The sequence below is a fragment of the Methylophaga thalassica MP genome (assembly GCF_000214595.1).
GTDB lineage: Bacteria > Pseudomonadota > Gammaproteobacteria > Nitrosococcales > Methylophagaceae > Methylophaga > Methylophaga thalassica.
In genome coordinates this window covers 2133954-2151000 of record NZ_AFIG01000001.1, presented here as the reverse complement: position 1 = coordinate 2151000, position 17047 = coordinate 2133954, and the positions used below count along the sequence as shown (strand labels likewise).

At 39.2% G+C, this 17047-nt stretch carries 15 protein-coding genes and 1 pseudogene; all 16 read left to right on the top strand.

What is annotated here, in order from left to right:
- The first annotated feature begins 1 nt into the window (after nt 1).
- The 16 genes and pseudogenes from rfbB to MAMP_RS10070 all read left to right on the top strand — a co-directional run bounded on the left by rfbB (nt 2) and on the right by MAMP_RS10070 (nt 17046).
- Entirely contained in the window at nt 2–1075 is a 1074-nt protein-coding gene (gene rfbB, locus MAMP_RS10145) for a dTDP-glucose 4,6-dehydratase (RefSeq protein ID WP_007145948.1), read from the top strand.
- Nucleotides 1072–1956, top strand: a complete 885-nt coding sequence (gene rfbA, locus MAMP_RS10140) for a glucose-1-phosphate thymidylyltransferase RfbA (protein ID WP_007145947.1) — start codon at nt 1072–1074, stop codon at nt 1954–1956. Before rfbB ends, rfbA begins: the two co-directional genes overlap by 4 nt.
- On the top strand, nt 1957–2505 hold the full coding sequence (gene rfbC / locus MAMP_RS10135) for a dTDP-4-dehydrorhamnose 3,5-epimerase (protein WP_007145946.1): 549 nt from the start codon (nt 1957–1959) through the stop codon (nt 2503–2505).
- Nucleotides 2505–3383, top strand: a complete 879-nt coding sequence (gene rfbD / locus MAMP_RS10130; RefSeq protein WP_007145945.1) for a dTDP-4-dehydrorhamnose reductase — start codon at nt 2505–2507, stop codon at nt 3381–3383. The genes rfbC and rfbD overlap by 1 nt, the downstream gene beginning before the upstream one ends.
- 96 nt (nt 3384–3479) lie before the next feature.
- Nucleotides 3480–5375 carry a polysaccharide biosynthesis protein gene (locus MAMP_RS10125; protein WP_237701205.1) on the top strand — a complete coding sequence of 632 codons (1896 nt, stop codon included), beginning with the start codon at nt 3480–3482 and terminating at the stop codon, nt 5373–5375.
- A 32-nt stretch (nt 5376–5407) separates the two neighbouring features.
- Entirely contained in the window at nt 5408–7273 is a 1866-nt protein-coding gene (glmS, locus tag MAMP_RS10120) for a glutamine--fructose-6-phosphate transaminase (isomerizing) (RefSeq protein WP_007145943.1), read from the top strand.
- Between the two features lie 4 nt (nt 7274–7277).
- Nucleotides 7278–8448, top strand: a pseudogene (locus MAMP_RS10115) (nucleotide sugar dehydrogenase).
- 472 nt (nt 8449–8920) lie between these two features.
- Nucleotides 8921–10039, top strand: coding sequence for a GDP-mannose 4,6-dehydratase (gmd, locus tag MAMP_RS10110; RefSeq protein ID WP_007145940.1), 1119 nt, complete (start codon nt 8921–8923; stop codon nt 10037–10039).
- Between the two features lie 2 nt (nt 10040–10041).
- Nucleotides 10042–11004 (top strand): GDP-L-fucose synthase, encoded by a 963-nt coding sequence (gene fcl, locus MAMP_RS10105; protein WP_007145939.1) that lies wholly within the window; start codon nt 10042–10044, stop codon nt 11002–11004.
- A 12-nt stretch (nt 11005–11016) separates the two neighbouring features.
- A complete protein-coding gene (locus MAMP_RS10100) occupies nt 11017–12324 on the top strand; it encodes a flippase (RefSeq protein WP_319946199.1) in 1308 nt (435 codons plus the stop codon).
- Complete coding sequence (locus tag MAMP_RS10095) at nt 12321–13001, top strand: O-methyltransferase (RefSeq protein WP_007145937.1); 681 nt, start codon at nt 12321–12323, stop codon at nt 12999–13001. The genes MAMP_RS10100 and MAMP_RS10095 overlap by 4 nt, the downstream gene beginning before the upstream one ends.
- A 100-nt stretch (nt 13002–13101) precedes the next feature.
- Complete coding sequence (locus MAMP_RS10090) at nt 13102–13698, top strand: FkbM family methyltransferase (RefSeq protein ID WP_007145936.1); 597 nt, start codon at nt 13102–13104, stop codon at nt 13696–13698.
- Nucleotides 13695–14588, top strand: a complete 894-nt coding sequence (locus tag MAMP_RS10085; RefSeq protein ID WP_040576275.1) for a glycosyltransferase — start codon at nt 13695–13697, stop codon at nt 14586–14588. The genes MAMP_RS10090 and MAMP_RS10085 overlap by 4 nt, the downstream gene beginning before the upstream one ends.
- Complete coding sequence (locus MAMP_RS10080) at nt 14585–15382, top strand: TIGR04325 family methyltransferase (RefSeq protein ID WP_007145934.1); 798 nt, start codon at nt 14585–14587, stop codon at nt 15380–15382. Before MAMP_RS10085 ends, MAMP_RS10080 begins: the two co-directional genes overlap by 4 nt.
- Entirely contained in the window at nt 15375–16103 is a 729-nt protein-coding gene (locus MAMP_RS10075) for a class I SAM-dependent methyltransferase (RefSeq protein ID WP_007145933.1), read from the top strand. The genes MAMP_RS10080 and MAMP_RS10075 overlap by 8 nt, the downstream gene beginning before the upstream one ends.
- Nucleotides 16096–17046 carry a hypothetical protein gene (locus MAMP_RS10070; RefSeq protein ID WP_007145932.1) on the top strand — a complete coding sequence of 317 codons (951 nt, stop codon included), beginning with the start codon at nt 16096–16098 and terminating at the stop codon, nt 17044–17046. Before MAMP_RS10075 ends, MAMP_RS10070 begins: the two co-directional genes overlap by 8 nt.
- Nucleotide 17047: the final 1 nt, after the last annotated feature.

The following is a 17047-nucleotide window of genomic DNA, read 5'->3' as shown; positions in this document are numbered from 1 at the left end:
TGTGTCAAGGAAAACACTTTTTGTTACTGGGGGAGCTGGATTCATTGGTTCAGCTTTAATTCGCCGTCTTATCGAAGTCAGTGATTACCACATCGTTAATATTGATAAATTGACCTACGCAGGTAATCTGGAATCACTTCTTTCTGTTGCAGACAACGCTCGTTATCACTTTGAACAGGCTGATATATGCGATGCCGAAAAAATGGCGGTATTATTCACACAGCATCAACCCACAGCCATAATGCACTTAGCCGCTGAATCCCATGTCGATCGCTCGATTGATGGTCCGGCTGATTTTGTGCAAACTAATTTAGTGGGTACCTACGTTTTATTAGAAGCCGCAAGACAATATTGGAAAACGCTTGATAAAGAATCGGCGACACAATTTCGTTTCCATCATATTTCCACCGATGAGGTGTATGGCACATTAGGTGAAACGGGATTGTTCGAAGAGACTACGCCTTACCAACCTAATTCTCCATATTCAGCTACTAAAGCTGGCAGTGATCATTTGGTTCGTGCATGGCATCACACCTACGGTTTGCCAGTAGTAATGACCAATTGTTCCAATAATTATGGACCTTATCAGTTTCCTGAAAAATTAATTCCACTCATCATTAACAATGCATTAGTGGGGAAACCCTTACCGGTCTATGGTAAAGGCGATAACATTCGCGACTGGCTATTTGTTGATGATCACGCTGAAGCCCTACAAATCGTACTGGAAAATGGTAAATTAGGTGAAAGCTACAATATTGGTGGTTTTAACGAACACACCAATCTGGATGTGGTACATCGCGTTTGTGACATTCTGGATGAGTTATTACCAGACTCTGAACATAAACCTCATCGTAATTTGATTACCTTCGTTACTGACCGCCCGGGCCATGATCAACGCTATGCTATTGATGCCAGCAAAATTGAGCGTGAACTAGGCTGGAAACCAAAAGAAACATTTGCGAGTGGTTTACGGAAAACGGTTGAATGGTATATCAATAACCGTGAATGGAATGAACGTGTTATGGACGGTAGTTATCAGCAAGAACGTCTTGGTCTGGGAGAACAGGCATCATGAGTCAGCGTAAAGGCATTATTCTCGCCGGTGGCAGTGGTACGCGTTTACATCCAGTCACACAGTCCATAAGTAAACAGTTACTCCCTGTTTATGACAAACCCATGATTTATTATCCTCTGTCGACATTAATGCTGGCAGGGATGAGAGAAATTTGCATTATTTCAACCCCCCAAGATACACCGCGGCTGCAACAACTGTTAGGTGACGGTAGGCAGTGGGGGCTTGAGTTAAGCTACGTCGTACAGGAAAAACCGGAGGGGATTGCTCAGGCGTTTACTTTAACAAAAGGCTTTATAGGCGATAGCAGCACAGCCTTGGTTTTGGGCGATAATGTCTATTATGGACATGACCTAGCTGACTTGATGTCTGAAGCCGACGACAGAAGTAATGGGGCAACCGTGTTTGCCTACCCAGTGTTTGATCCTGAGCGTTATGGTGTTGTTGAGTTTGATGATGCTGGTAAAGCGTTAAGTATCGAAGAAAAACCTGCTAAACCTAAATCCCGCTATGCGATTACCGGACTTTATTTTTATGATAATCAGGTTGTTGATATCGCTGAAAATCTCAAACCGTCAGCGCGTGGAGAATACGAAATAACGGATGTCAATCAGCGCTATCTTGATATGGGCAAATTGCATGTAGAGGTGATGGGCAGGGGAATGGCCTGGCTGGATACTGGTACACATGATTCGCTACTTGAAGCCTCCCAATTTATTCAAACCATAGAAAAACGCCAAGGTCTGAAAGTGATGTGTCCGGAAGAAATTGCATATCGTCAAGGCTATATTGATGCTGATCAGTTATTGGCATTAGCAAAACCACTGATAAAAAGTGGTTATGGCGATTATCTAATGAACTTAATTCACGAAAAGATTTATTAAATGCAAGTCATAGAAACGACACTGCCTGATGTAAAAATCCTTAAACCCAGAGTATTTGGCGATGAGCGCGGGTTTTTCATGGAAAGCTTCAATAAAAAACAATTTGAAGCACTCACTGGCGTAGACACCGAATTTGTTCAGGATAATCACTCACGCTCTACACAAAATGTATTACGTGGACTGCATTACCAGATTAAACATGCACAAGGTAAATTAGTCCGTGTGATCGCCGGCGAGGTCTATGACGTTGCTGTCGATCTACGGCAGTCATCATCGACATTTGGTCAGTGGGTAGGCGTTCATCTAAAAGCGGAAAACCACGATATGCTGTGGGTGCCGCCAGGCTTTGCTCATGGCTTTTTTGTGTTAAGTGAATCTGCTGATTTCTTGTATAAAACGACAGATTATTATGCGCCGGAACACGAACGCTGTTTGTTATGGAATGATCCTGCTTTGGATATCGATTGGCCTTTATTAGGACAATTACCTTCCCTGTCTGCAAAAGATCAGCAGGGAGCACATTTTAACGAAGCGGAATTCTACGATTAATGCGCATTTTAATAACCGGAAAACGTGGTCAGGTCGGGCACGAGTTAACAAGAAGTCTGTCGTGTCTTGGCGATGTTATTACCACAGATAGTCAAACACTCGATTTAAGTAAGACAGAAGAATTGGCTGGAAAAGTAGATGTATTGGCACCTGACCTAATCGTCAATGCCGCAGCTTATACGGCAGTTGATCGAGCTGAGAATGAACAAGAGCTTGCCTATAAGGTCAATGCGCTTGCGCCACAAATACTTGCCGAAGTAGCGAAAAAGCGTGATATACCTCTTATCCATTACTCTACCGATTATGTGTTTAACGGCAGTGGTGATAAAGCTTGGACCGAAGAGGCTGAAACTCAGCCACTCAATGTCTACGGCAGAACAAAGTTAGCGGGTGAGCTAGCTATCAGCAGTGCGACAGATAAATACCTGATATTCAGAACCAGCTGGGTCTATGGTGCGAGAGGCGCTAACTTTCTTAATACGATGAAAAGATTAGCCATTGATAAAGTACAGTTATCCATCGTTCATGACCAGATAGGTGCACCAACATGGTCTCGACATATTGCTGATGTGACGGCACAAGTGGTTTCACAAAGTTATCAGCAAGCAGATTTTTGGCAAAAGCATAGTGGTATATATCATTTATCCGGTGCTGGAAGTGCCAGTTGGTTCGATTTTGCTGAGCAGATATTTCATTTAATGGCGGAACAGGGGCATTCAGTTCCTAAGCTTCATCCGATTACGACTCGTGATTATCCAACTCCGGCCAATCGTCCTGCTAATTCTTTATTAGATAACAGAAAGTTAAAACAGCATTTTGGCCTTGCATTACCAGATTGGAAAACAAGTCTGGAGTGGGTGATGAGCGGACAGAATTGATAATGTTCTGTTGTTTCGAAGCGTATTAGTAAAAACATATTTGAGTGTATTACGTTGAATTACCCCTCAATTGTAAAAAAACTGGGTCTGTGGTTTTTGAACAGACCGCGGCCTGTAAAAAGAACGATCAGTGTCATACTAGATTTTTTAGCCATTCCCATATCATTGTGGTTGGCTTTCTCTTTACGCTTAGGTGAGTTTTATATTCCGCCCAGTCAGCAGCTGTGGATATTTTTTCTTGCCCCCGTTGTAGCGATTCCTATTTTTATAAAATCAGGTCTATACAGGGCGATTATTCGCTACATCGGTATGGATGCTATCTGGACAATTGCCAGGGCGGTGCTACTGTTTACTTTGATCTTTTCTGTCATCGTGTTAACGGCGAATGATCTGGCTGGTCTGGTTCCGAGAACAGTTTATGCCATTCAGGCCATTATCCTGATGCTGTTTGTTGGTGGTAGCCGCATGATGGCAAGGTGGTTGATTGTTAAAAGTGATCATCATCTTTGGAAAGAGCTTAATGCTGTTCGGTATATTCCTCCTGTCTTGATTTATGGGGCGGGGCGGGCGGGCGCTCAAGTCGCGGCGATGATGAAGTTGAGCAATCAAATGCGCCCGGTGGCGTTTATCGACGATAACTCAACGTTATGGCGACAACAAATCAATGGCATGACGGTCTATGGTGTTGAGCAACTTGCCAAATTGATTGAGCGTTTCAAGGTCAGAGATATTTTGCTGGCCATGCCTTCTGCAGGTCGTCGTCGCAGAAGTGAAATATTAAAGCTGCTGGAGCATTATCCGGTTCACGTCAGAACACTACCGGATTTAATGGATATTGCTGAAGGGCGTTTGGAAGTTTCAGATATTCAGGAAGTCGATATTGCTGATTTATTGGGGCGTGAACCTGTCGCGCCGATTAATGAATTATTAAGCAAGAATATTGCTGAGAAAGCGGTTATGGTGACAGGGGCTGGTGGTTCTATTGGGTCTGAGCTCTGTCGGCAAATTATTCATCTATCACCATCCTGTCTGGTTCTGTATGAAGCCAGTGAAATTAATCTTTATCAAATCGAACGCGAATTGGCCGCACTGGCTTTAGATATTCCTGTTTACTCAATGCTCGGATCGGTGCTTAATCAGCAACGTGTTGAGATGGTCTGCCGACGGTTTGCCGTCAATACGATTTATCATGCAGCGGCGTATAAACACGTTCCTATTGTAGAAAGAAATACCAATGAAGGTATTCGTAACAATGTGTTTGGTACACTGCATTGTGCTCAGGCCGCCATTGATGCTGAAGTTGAAACCTTTGTACTTATCTCAACCGATAAAGCTGTACGACCAACCAATACCATGGGCGCTACCAAACGCTTTGCAGAGTTGGTGCTTCAGGCTTTTGCTGAATCAAAAACACTCTATAACAAAACACGTTTTACTATGGTGAGGTTTGGTAATGTTTTGGGATCATCTGGATCGGTTGTGCCTTTATTCCGAGACCAGATTGCCAAAGGCGGACCTGTCACGGTGACTGACCCGGAGATCATTCGTTATTTTATGACGATCCCTGAAGCGGCCGCCTTAGTTATTCAGGCCGGCGCCATGGGCAAAGGTGGCGATGTGTTTGTGCTTGATATGGGGGAGCCGGTTAAGATTGTTGATTTAGCCAGACGCATGATCCATTTAAGTGGGTTTACCATACGTGATAATGCTAATCCAAATGGCGACATTGAAATTGCCTACACTGGTCTTAGACCTGGTGAAAAGCTTTATGAAGAGCTACTTATCGGTGATAATGTTTCTGCAACAGAACATGAAAAAATTATGCGTGCACAAGAAAGTGTCATTGAGTGGTCAACACTAGTTTCTATTATTAGAGAACTGGAACTGGCTAACAAACATGATGACAGTCAGAAAGCCCGGGCTATATTGTTAGACACCATCGATGGGTTTATACCCCAATGTGAGTTAAGCGACTGGCTTGGGGCAGAGTAGAAATATTGCAATATTCAAGAGGATTTAATTAAGTGTGTGGAATTGTAGGCGGAATTGCTGAAAGGAATGTTAATCCTATCTTGATGGAAGGGTTACGAAGACTGGAATATCGCGGTTATGATTCCTCTGGGATGGCATTACTTGATGATACCAATGAACTTCATCGTGTTCGTTCTCTGGGTAAGATACAGCAATTACAGGATAAGGTGGATCATCTAACTGAGCCTTTTACAGGCCGTATTGGTATTGCTCATACGCGCTGGGCGACTCATGGCATTCCTTCTGAAAATAATGCACATCCTCATATTTGTAATAACCAGGTAGCCGTTGTGCATAATGGCATTATTGAAAACTACCAATCTTTAAAGCAAAAGCAGCTCACACAAGGCTATCGCTTTACTTCTGAAACGGATACAGAAGTGGTCGCCCATGAAATTCATTCTGAACTGCAACAGGATAATGATCTTTTACAGGCGGTTTTACGTTCTCTGAAAGCCTTTGATGGGGCGTACGCTCTAGGCGTAATGGATAAGTCTCATCCTGATATGTTAGTGGCTGCCAGAAAGGGAAGCCCATTGGTTATCGGTATTGGTATAGGTGAACACTTTATTGCGTCTGACGTCTCAGCATTGCTTCCTGTTACACAGAATTTTATCTTTCTAGAAGATGGTGATGTTGCCAAATTAACGCGAGACAAAGTCGAGATTTATAGTGCTGAAACAGGTGAATTAGTTGAACGCCCGATCAAACAGTCAAGCCTTAACATTACTTCGGTTGAGCTGGGCGAACATCGTCACTATATGCACAAAGAGATCTTTGAACAGCCGCAAGCGGTTATTGATACTCTGGAAGGTCGTATTACCCAAGATCAGGTTTTGGTCTCCAGTTTTGGTCCCAAGGCCGAGCAAATATTCAAGACAGTAGAGCGAATTCATATTATTGCCTGCGGTACCAGTTATCACGCCGGTATGGTGACCAAATACTGGATGGAAGACATTATCGGTTTGCCTTGCCAGGTTGAAGTCGCCAGTGAGTTCCGTTATCGCAATCCAGTGATTCTTGATAACACATTATTTGTGATGATAAGCCAATCAGGTGAAACCGCTGATACCCTAGCGGCATTGCATCAAATTAATCATCACAGGAAAGTCCATGATTTAAATGGTATTACTACCTTAAGTATCTGTAATGTGGCTGAGAGCAGTCTGACCCGCGATGCGGATATGACTTATCTCACTCATGCCGGGCCTGAAATAGGAGTGGCATCAACCAAATCATTCACCACACAACTCGTTGTACTAGCCTTATTATTAACGAGTATTGGCAAAGTGCAAAAACGCTTAAACAAAGAGCGGGAAGCAATGATAGCGGGTGGTTTGCAGAAACTACCTAACTTGATTCGCATGGCACTGGAGCATGAAGAGGAGATTCGTGAAATCTCCCAGTTATTTGCGGATAAACAACATGCTTTATTTTTAGGTCGAGGCACCATGTTCCCGATTGCTCTGGAAGGGGCTTTAAAATTAAAAGAAATCAGTTATATTCATGCTGAGGCTTATCCCGCCGGAGAGTTGAAGCATGGTCCTCTAGCGTTAATTGATGAAACAATGCCGGTTATAGCGATTGCGCCACTTGATGATTTATTGGAAAAGTTAAAATCCAATTTACAAGAAGTCAAAGCTCGCGGTGGACAGATGATTGTGTTCGAAGATGAACGCAGTGATATCAGCTCAGAAACCAGTTTCAAAGTAGTTAAAGCCACGACCAATGTCGGTCGAATTACTGCACCTATTACTTACAACATCTTATTACAGTTATTGTGTTACCACGTTGCCTTGATAAAAGGTACAGATGTGGATCAACCGAGAAATTTAGCCAAATCAGTGACAGTTGAGTGAAAATATGAAAATAGCAATCGCAGGGACAGGGTATGTTGGCCTTTCATTGGCCGTTTTATTAGCTCAAAAGCATCAAGTCGTGGCCTTAGATATTATTGAGGAGAAGGTAAATCTTCTCAATAATAAAAAATCTCCGATAGTTGATGCTGAAATTGAAGATTTTTTACAAAATAAAACATTGGATTTTCGGGCCACGCTGGATAAAGCCGATGCCTACCAAAATGCTGATTATGTAGTCATTGCTACACCAACCGATTACGATCCGGATACCAACTATTTCAATACAAAGTCGGTAGAAGCGGTTATTCAGGATGTAAAAAGTATCAATCCTGATGCTGTGATGATTATTAAGTCTACTGTGCCAGTAGGCTATACCGCAGAAATTAAACAACGCTTGGGTGTTGATAATATTTTCTTCTCGCCAGAGTTTTTAAGAGAAGGTAAGGCGCTTTACGATAATTTATATCCGTCACGTATCGTGGTGGGTGAAAAAAGTGAGCGGGCTGAAACCTTTGCTAAATTACTGGTTGAAGGCTCACTCAAACCGGATGTCTCCGTTTTGGTGACTGACAGCACAGAAGCCGAAGCTATTAAATTATTCTCCAATACTTACCTTGCTATGCGGGTTGCATACTTTAATGAGTTGGACAGCTATGCAGAAGCACATGGTCTGGATTCTCGTCAGATTATTGAAGGTGTCGGTTTAGATCCACGCATTGGTAGTCACTATAACAACCCTTCATTTGGCTATGGCGGTTACTGTTTGCCTAAAGATACCAAACAGTTATTGGCAAACTATGAAGATGTACCAAATAACATCATCAAAGCGATTGTTGATGCCAATACCACTAGAAAAGACTTTATTGCCAATTCGATTATCAACAGAAACCCCAAAGTTGTCGGTATTTATCGCTTAGTCATGAAATCAGGTTCTGATAATTTTAGAGCCTCGGCTATTCAAGGCGTGATGAAACGGATAAAAGCCAAGGGTATAGAAGTTATCGTCTATGAGCCTGTACTTCAGGATGCCGATTTTTTTCAGATCAAAAGTTGTTAATGACCTTCAACAATTTAAAACGCAGGCGGATGTGATATTAGCTAACCGCGTCACTGAAGATATTATTGATGTGAAAGATAAAATCTACACCCGAGATTTATTTGGCGGTGATGCTTAGAATGAGAAATCGATCACTGAGCTAACGTTTTACAAACTATAAAATACTAACTGGCATGGACGCCAAGAAGAAGTATGAGAGTACACTGCCAAGGATGGCGGGGAAATTTTATTTCTGGTGTCCGTGCCACCTTAAAAATTATCTAGTCTGTTTGGGAATATTGGTATTTTTTGCACTCATCGAAGTAGTTAGTCTTAGTCTTTATCAGCTGTCTGCAGAAGTCGTAATCTATTCTTGTATGAGATAACTATAATAGTTTCGCAAAAGCAGATTAAACTCAACACTCATGATAATCTGGTTTGTTTTACTCTAAACACAAATAGCTCATAACTATCTATTTTCTATAATATATACGAAAAAACCTTAATTGTTCAGACGCATTAATAGTGCCGGATTCTGAATGATTGAATGATTATGTTTATACTTACTCGTCATTTTTAATAAATCTTTAGAAGAACAATCAGGATAGTTAATGAGTAAAGTCGCATTAATCACTGGCATAACAGGGCAAGATGGATCATATTTGGCCGAATTTTTACTTGAAAAAGGCTATATCGTTCACGGAATAAAACGTCGTGCATCAAGCTTTAATACTCAACGTGTCGATCATATCTATCAAGACCCTCATGTCGATAATAAAAACTTTATATTGCATTACGGTGATTTAACAGATTCTTCTAATTTGACGCGTATCCTGCAACAAGTCAAACCTGATGAGGTATATAACCTAGGCGCTCAATCTCATGTCGCTGTGTCATTCGAGTCACCTGAATATACGGCTGATGTTGATGCTATGGGGACGCTTAGATTGTTAGAAGCTATACGATTGTTAGGTCTAGAGAAGAAAACCCGTTTTTATCAAGCTTCTACATCCGAACTCTATGGTTTAGTCCAAGAAATACCTCAGAAAGAAACAACACCTTTCTATCCTCGGTCCCCTTATGCTGTTGCTAAACTGTATGCTTACTGGATTACGGTCAACTACCGTGAGTCTTATGGCATGTATGCCTGCAATGGTATTTTATTTAATCATGAGTCACCAAGGCGTGGTGAAACTTTCGTTACCCGTAAAATAACACGTGGTTTAGCTAATATTGCTCAAGGACTGGAAAAGAAATTATACATGGGCAATATGGATGCATTACGTGACTGGGGGCATGCAAAAGATTATGTGCGGATGCAATGGATGATGTTACAACAAGAGCAGCCAGAGGATTTTGTGATAGCGACCGGTGTGCAATATTCTGTCCGTCAATTCATACAGTGGGCAGCCAAAGAATTGGGTATCACTCTAAAGTTTGAAGGTGAAGGTGTTTCAGAAAAAGGTATTGTTGTCTCAATAGAAGGTGATAAAGCACCCGCACTTAGTATTGGAGACGTCATTGTTGAGATCGATGAACGTTATTTCCGACCTGCAGAGGTGGAAACTTTACTAGGTGACCCTGCAAAGGCTAAAAAAGAACTGGGTTGGGAACCTGAAATTACCGTGCAAGAAATGTGTGCTGAAATGGTAGCTGAAGATATCAACATAGCCAAACGACATGCCTTATTAAAGCTGCATGGTCATGAAATTCCCGTGAGTGTTGAATAGTTATGAGCTTGAATATTTTTGTTGCCGGTCACAATGGTATGGTGGGATCGGCGATCATTCGTCAGTTAGAAAAAGACAAAAACAATCGCATTATCACTGCAGAACGTCGTGATTTAGATTTAACCAATCAGCAAGCAGTTAATCATTTTTTTCAATCTCATCAGATTGACCAAGTCTATCTCGCTGCTGCAAAAGTGGGGGGGATTCATGCCAATAATGAATACCCTGCCGAGTTTATCTATCAAAATCTGATGATTGAAGCCAACATTATCCATGCTGCTCATCAGAATGATATTCAAAAGTTACTGTTTTTAGGCTCATCATGCATTTATCCCAAAAATGCGGAACAGCCGATGAAGGAAGAAGCTCTACTGACTGGAATTCTTGAGAGCACTAACGAACCATATGCTATTGCAAAAATTGCCGGTATTAAACTATGTGAAAGCTATAACCGACAATATGGGCGAGACTACCGTAGTGTGATGCCGACCAATCTTTATGGAGAGAATGATAATTTCCATCCAGAAAATTCACATGTTATCCCCGCATTAATCCGTCGTTTTCATGAAGCAAAAGTCAACGGTGACAAGCAAGTTATTGCCTGGGGCAGTGGTAAACCAATGCGTGAATTTTTACATGTTGATGATATGGCTGAAGCATCAGTATTTGTTATGAATTTGGATATCAGTAAGTATCAACGGCACACTCATCCAATGCTTTCACATATAAATGTCGGAACAGGAGTTGACTGTACTATTCGGGAGTTGGTTGAGACGGTTGCGGAAGTCATAGGGTATCAAGGCGAGATTGTCTTTGATGTTACAAAACCTGATGGAACTATGCGAAAACTGATGGATGTCACAACCATTAACTCTCTTGGTTGGAAAGCAGGTATTTCGTTAGTTGATGGACTTGTTCGTACATACAGCTGGTTTACAGAAAATTTAAATAACTCAAGAACGTAGTGACATATTCAAGTGATAGATAAGCTGAAAGTGTTTACTAACCACCGAGGACTTAGGCGTTATTTAGAAAACACGACATGGTTAATGGCTGAAAGGCTATTAAGAGTTGTGATAGGTTTGTTTGTTGGGATTTGGGTTGCGAGATATTTAGGTCCTGCACAATTCGGTTTGTACAACTACGCACAAAGTTTTGTTTTTTTGTTCAGTGTTATTTCAACTTTAGGCTTGGATGGAGTTGTTGTACGTGAATTGGTAAATGATGATACTAAGAGGAACATTTTATTAGGAACTGCATTTGGCTTAAAACTAATCGGTGCAATTTTAATTTTCCCTATCTTGGCTGGCGTACTCATTTTTATTGAACATGATTTATATACAAAAATCATAATTTTCATAATAGCGGGCTCACTAATATTCCAAAGTTTTAATGTAATTGATTATTACTATCAATCAAAAGTTCAGTCAAAATATGTAGCAATTGCAAACTCTATAAGCTTAGGGGTATCAAGCTTGACTAAAGTTGTGCTTATTTTGAATAACGCTCCATTGATTTCATTTGTATGGGTAATTGTCTTCGATACCGCGGTTCTTTGTTTGGGTTTATTGGTGAGCTACCGCTATGTCAGTGAGTTAAATCCAAGAGAGTGGTATTTTGATAGAGTAATGGCGAAAAGTCTTATAAAAAGTTCTCTACCATTAGCTTTCTCTGGTTTAGTTGCTTCTATTTATATGAAAATAGATCAGGTAATGATTAAAAACATAATGGGTGACGAGGCTGTTGGAGTCTATGCGGCGGCAGTTCGACTGAGTGAAGCTTTTTATTTTATTCCAATGATTATTGCAAATTCTCTATTTCCTGCAGTTCTCAATGCGAAGAAAGTTAGTCTAGATTTATACTACACACGACTACAGAGGTTATACACATTTATTGTCTGGAGTGCCGTTATAATCTCGGCCTTTATGACTTATACAAGTGACTGGTTGATAACCATTTTGTTTGGAGAAGAGTACATGGCTGCGACGGATGTACTAAAAATACACATTTGGGCGAGTGTTTTTGTTTATTTAGGTGTGGTCAGTGGTAGTTGGTATCTTTCTGAAAATTTACAAAGCTTAGCTTTCTTAAGAACATTTTATGGGATGTTAATCAACATTATACTTAATTTCTCACTGGTTCCCGTATATGGAATAGGGGGAGCAGCCTTTGCAACTCTGATCAGTTATGCCGTGGCTGGTTTTTTCTTCGACTTTTTTACAAAAAAAACTCGTGTGACGTTTTACATGAAGTTAAAAGCATTCTTTTTTAAGGTTAATTTATGATAATAAAATTGTTTAAATGGATTTTGCCTGATGCTCTTAAGAAGCAGCTAACCAACTTTCGGATACTTGCTTCTGAATACGGCCAGTTCAAAACAATCAAAAATTGGGATTGTGTGGATTCCACTGATGAAAAAATCCCATGGTACACATATCCGTCAATTGAGTATCTTAGAAATTTAGACTTTTCAGGTAAAGAAATATTAGAGTTTGGTAGCGGTAACTCCTCGTCTTTTTGGGCTTCAAGAGCGAGACAAGTTACATCTATTGAACATGATGAAGAATGGTATCTGAAGACAAAGAAAAAAATTATGGGCAACCAAAAAATAATATACAGAAATAAAGAAACATACACAGACATACCGTCAGGAAGTTATGATGTAGTCATTATTGATGGGATTGAACGTGAAGCATGTGCAAAAAAGATTAGTTCTTTTTTAAATAAAGAAACAAATCAAGGGGTGATGGTAATTTTAGATAACTCCGATTGGTATAAGAATACAGCAAAATATTTGAGGGACGAAATGAACTTTATAGAAATAGATTTTCATGGGTTCGGTCCAATAAATAACTATACATGGACGACTTCTATCTTTTTATCACGAGACTTTAATTTCCAACCAGTAGCCAATGTCCAGCCTGTTTTCTCTATGTCAGCAAGTATACAGCATGCAGATTAAGATTCTGAAGAAGTTCACCCTTGATTGTCTGATTAACTTTTTTTCCAAAATATGGTACGGGTACTATTCAACTCTTTCCTTCTCACAAGAAGGAGAAGATATGATCTTGCGTCGTATTTTTGATGGCAAAAAAAAGGGGGTTTATGTGGATGTAGGTGCACATCACCCTAAAAGGTTTTCAAATACTTATTCTTTATATAGAGAATTCGGGTGGAGTGGTATCAATATTGAGCCGAACCCAGATTTGTTTAATTTATTTAATAGTTTAAGAAGAAGAGATATCAACTTAAATATTGGTATTTCATGTCAATCAAAAAAACTGGATTATTATATGTTTGATGAGCCAGCCTTAAATACATTTGATGTTAATGTTTTGAATGACAGATTATCACAAACACGATACAAACATATTAAAACAATAAGTGTTGAGGTTGAGCCTTTATCAGATATATTTGATAAATACCTTAATGGGCAGCGAATAGATTTTTTATCGATAGATGTCGAAGGTTTTGATTTAGATGTGCTTAAGTCGAATGATTGGGAAAAATATCGCCCAAGCTGGGTATTAACTGAACAACTCAATTTAAGCAATATCGAAAGCTTAGATTTTGAGATACATGAATATATGAAGTCTATCAATTATGTTTTGTTTGCAAAAACATTTAATACTTTGTTTTACAAAGAGGCTAGGAAGTGACCTTAGCACCGATAGTTCTATTTGTGTATAACCGTCCGTGGCATACTCAGCAAACAATTGAAGCACTTCAAAAAAATAGTCTTGCTACAGATAGTGAGCTTTTTATATACAGTGATGCTCCAAAAAATGATGGCGCAATACCTCTAGTCAAGGCTGTAAGAGAATATATAAAATCAATCAAAGGATTTAAAAACGTATCGATCATAGAGCGTCGAACTAACTATGGCTTGGCGAGTTCAATAATTGATGGTGTTACGAGAATTACTAATGAGTTTGGAAAGGTAATCGTTCTAGAGGATGATCTTGTAACCAGTCCACATTTTCTTAACTACATGAATGATGGGTTGTCATTGTATGAAAATGATGAGAATGTAGCTTCCATACATGGATATATCTATCCAATCGATAAACTTCCAGAGACTTTTTTTATTAAAGGTGCTGATTGCTGGGGCTGGGCTACATGGAAACGAGCCTGGAATATTTTTGAGCCAGATGGAAAAGTTTTGTTGGAAAAGTTAACGTCTAGTGGACTGCAAAACGAGGCTGATTTCAATGGTAGTTATCAATATACGAAAATGCTTGAAGACCAAATTGAGGGCAAAAATAATTCTTGGGCTATAAGATGGTACATGTCAACTTTTCTAGAAAATATGTTAACTCTATATCCAGGAAAATCATACGTTCAAAACATTGGTAATGATGGCAGTGGTACGCACTGTTCACATAGTGACTTTTTCTCTCAGGAGATTGGGCATCATTACAAAAAACTAACCAGAATAAAACTACATGAAAACACAATCGCGAAACAAAAAATGCAGTGTTTTTTTAAATCAACATCACTTAACCTTCTTAGAAGACTATTAAAAAAACTCAAACGAGTACTGAATTGAAAAGCTTGTTAAAGTCACTGATACCACCGATTTTTTTTACTTTCCTAAATAAGTTCACAGGTCGAAAATATGGTTGGAAAGGAAATTATTCTTCTTGGGAAGACGCATGTCTTCATTCGACAGGATACGATCAAGATGACATTTTGAACAAAGTTAAAGAGTCAGCTCTGAAAGTTAAAAATGGTGAAGCTGCATATGAGCGAGATAGTGTAGTTTTTGATGAAGTATGTTACTCATGGCCACTATTAAGCGGAATATTACTTTCTTCGGTGAATTCAGGCTCTATTCGAGTACTTGATTTCGGTGGTGGGTTAGGTAGTACTTATTATCAAAATAAAAAATTCCTTGACCTGTTTGATGTAGTTTCATGGAATATTATTGAGCAACCGAATTTTGTAAACACTGGTCAGCAATACTTTTCCGATGGCTGCCTTAGGTTTTATACTGATCTGGACAGTTGTCTTGATGAACAGCAACCCAATGTATTATTGCTATCTAGCGTCATGCAATATATTGAAAAGCCATATGAATTAATGGAGCAATTATTGAAAAGAAGGTTTGAATATATTGTCGTAGACAGAACCCCATTTTCTCATGATGATAAAGATCAGTTAAAGCTTCAAGTTGTCTCTCCGGTAATTTACAGTGCTAGCTACCCATGTTGGTTTTTTAGTGAGACTTCATTTGTCGAACACTATCTTAAAAATGGATATAAATTGATAGAGTCTTTCACTAGTTTAGAAGGTAATAGTCGTGATTGTATGTTTAAAGGAATGATCTTCAAACGTGATTAATCAACTTAAGGCTTTATATATTAAGGAACAGTTCAACCCTGGTTTAATCGGTTTATTTATTAATCCGTTTTATTTTGCAAGAAAAGGTCTCTTTAATAGTGTAGCGAATAAGGTCGTTCACCTGGATGGCAAATTATTAGATATTGGCTGTGGTACAAAACCATATCGGTCGCTCTGTGAAGTTGAGCAGTATATTGGCTTAGAAATTGATGATGAAGGAAACAGGAATCATCAGTTTGCTGATTCATTCTATGATGGTAAAACTATTCCCTTCGGAAATAACTATTTTGATAGTATCTTGACTAATCAAGTTTTTGAGCACGTCTTTAATCCTGATGAGTTTCTAAAGGAAATAAATCGCGTCACAAAAATTAATGGACTATTGCTATTGACGGTTCCTTTTGTTTGGGATGAGCATGAACAACCGTATGATTATGCTAGATATTCTTCTTTTGGTTTGAAGCATATTCTTAAAAAGAATGGTTTTGAGATTATCGAAGCTCAAAAGACAAATAATGGTATTGAGGTTATTTTCCAACTTTTAAGTGCTTATTTATATAAAGTAACAAATACGTCCAATTTGTGGATAAACTTATTCCTTAATATCTTCTTGATTGCTCCAGTCAATCTCATAGGACTTATCCTAGGTAAAATATTGCCTAAAAATAACGATTTATACCTAGACAATGTTGTCTTAGCAAAGAAAACCCAAAATGTATAACTACTGCACTCTTTTCGATAGTAATTACTTAACTCGTGGCTTAGCGATGTATGAATCCTTAAAGCTACAAACAACAGCATTTCATCTATATATTTTTGCATTCGATAATAAAGCTTATAAGCTGCTAACAAAACTTAATCTCGAATTTGTCACTGTCATCTCTCTCGAACAGTTCGAAGATGAGAAGCTTTTAGCTATTAAGCATACACGTGGAGCAGGAGAATATTGCTGGACATGCACACCTTCGACAATTAAATATTGTATTGAAACATTTAAGCTGGATGAATGCACCTACCTCGATGCCGATTTGTATTTTTTTGGCGACCCAGCAATCTTAATTGAAGAAATGGGCGATAAGTCTATTTTGCTCACAGAACATCGTTATACTCCTGCGTATGATCAAAGCAGTACCAGTGGCATATATTGTGTACAGTTTATGACTTTCAAAAATACTTATGATGGTATGAAAGCATTGAATTGGTGGCGTGAGGCATGTATTGATTGGTGTTTCGCTCATTTTGAAGATGGTAAGTTTGGCGATCAAAAATATCTAGATGATTGGACTGACCGGTTTGAGGGGGTGCATGTACTCCAGCATTTAGGTGGGGGAGTAGCTCCTTGGAATGTTCAGCAATACGACTTATCTAGCTCTCGATTTGAATTAATTTTTTACCATTTCCATAACTTCAAATTTATTACTAAAGACAAAGTCGAATTAGGTCTTTATTTTTTAAATAAAAAAAATATATATCTTCTCTATAAACCCTATGTGATTCACTTACAGCAAATGAGCCAGATGATTCAGTCTCTTGATAGCTCTAGTTGCTATAGTGGTATTTCAGGAAAGAAACCTTTTCATTGGAAAGATCCGATTAGAGTTCTAAAAAGAAAAATGAAGAGAATATATAACGTCTATGATACCGATTTTATAACAAAGGAATAGA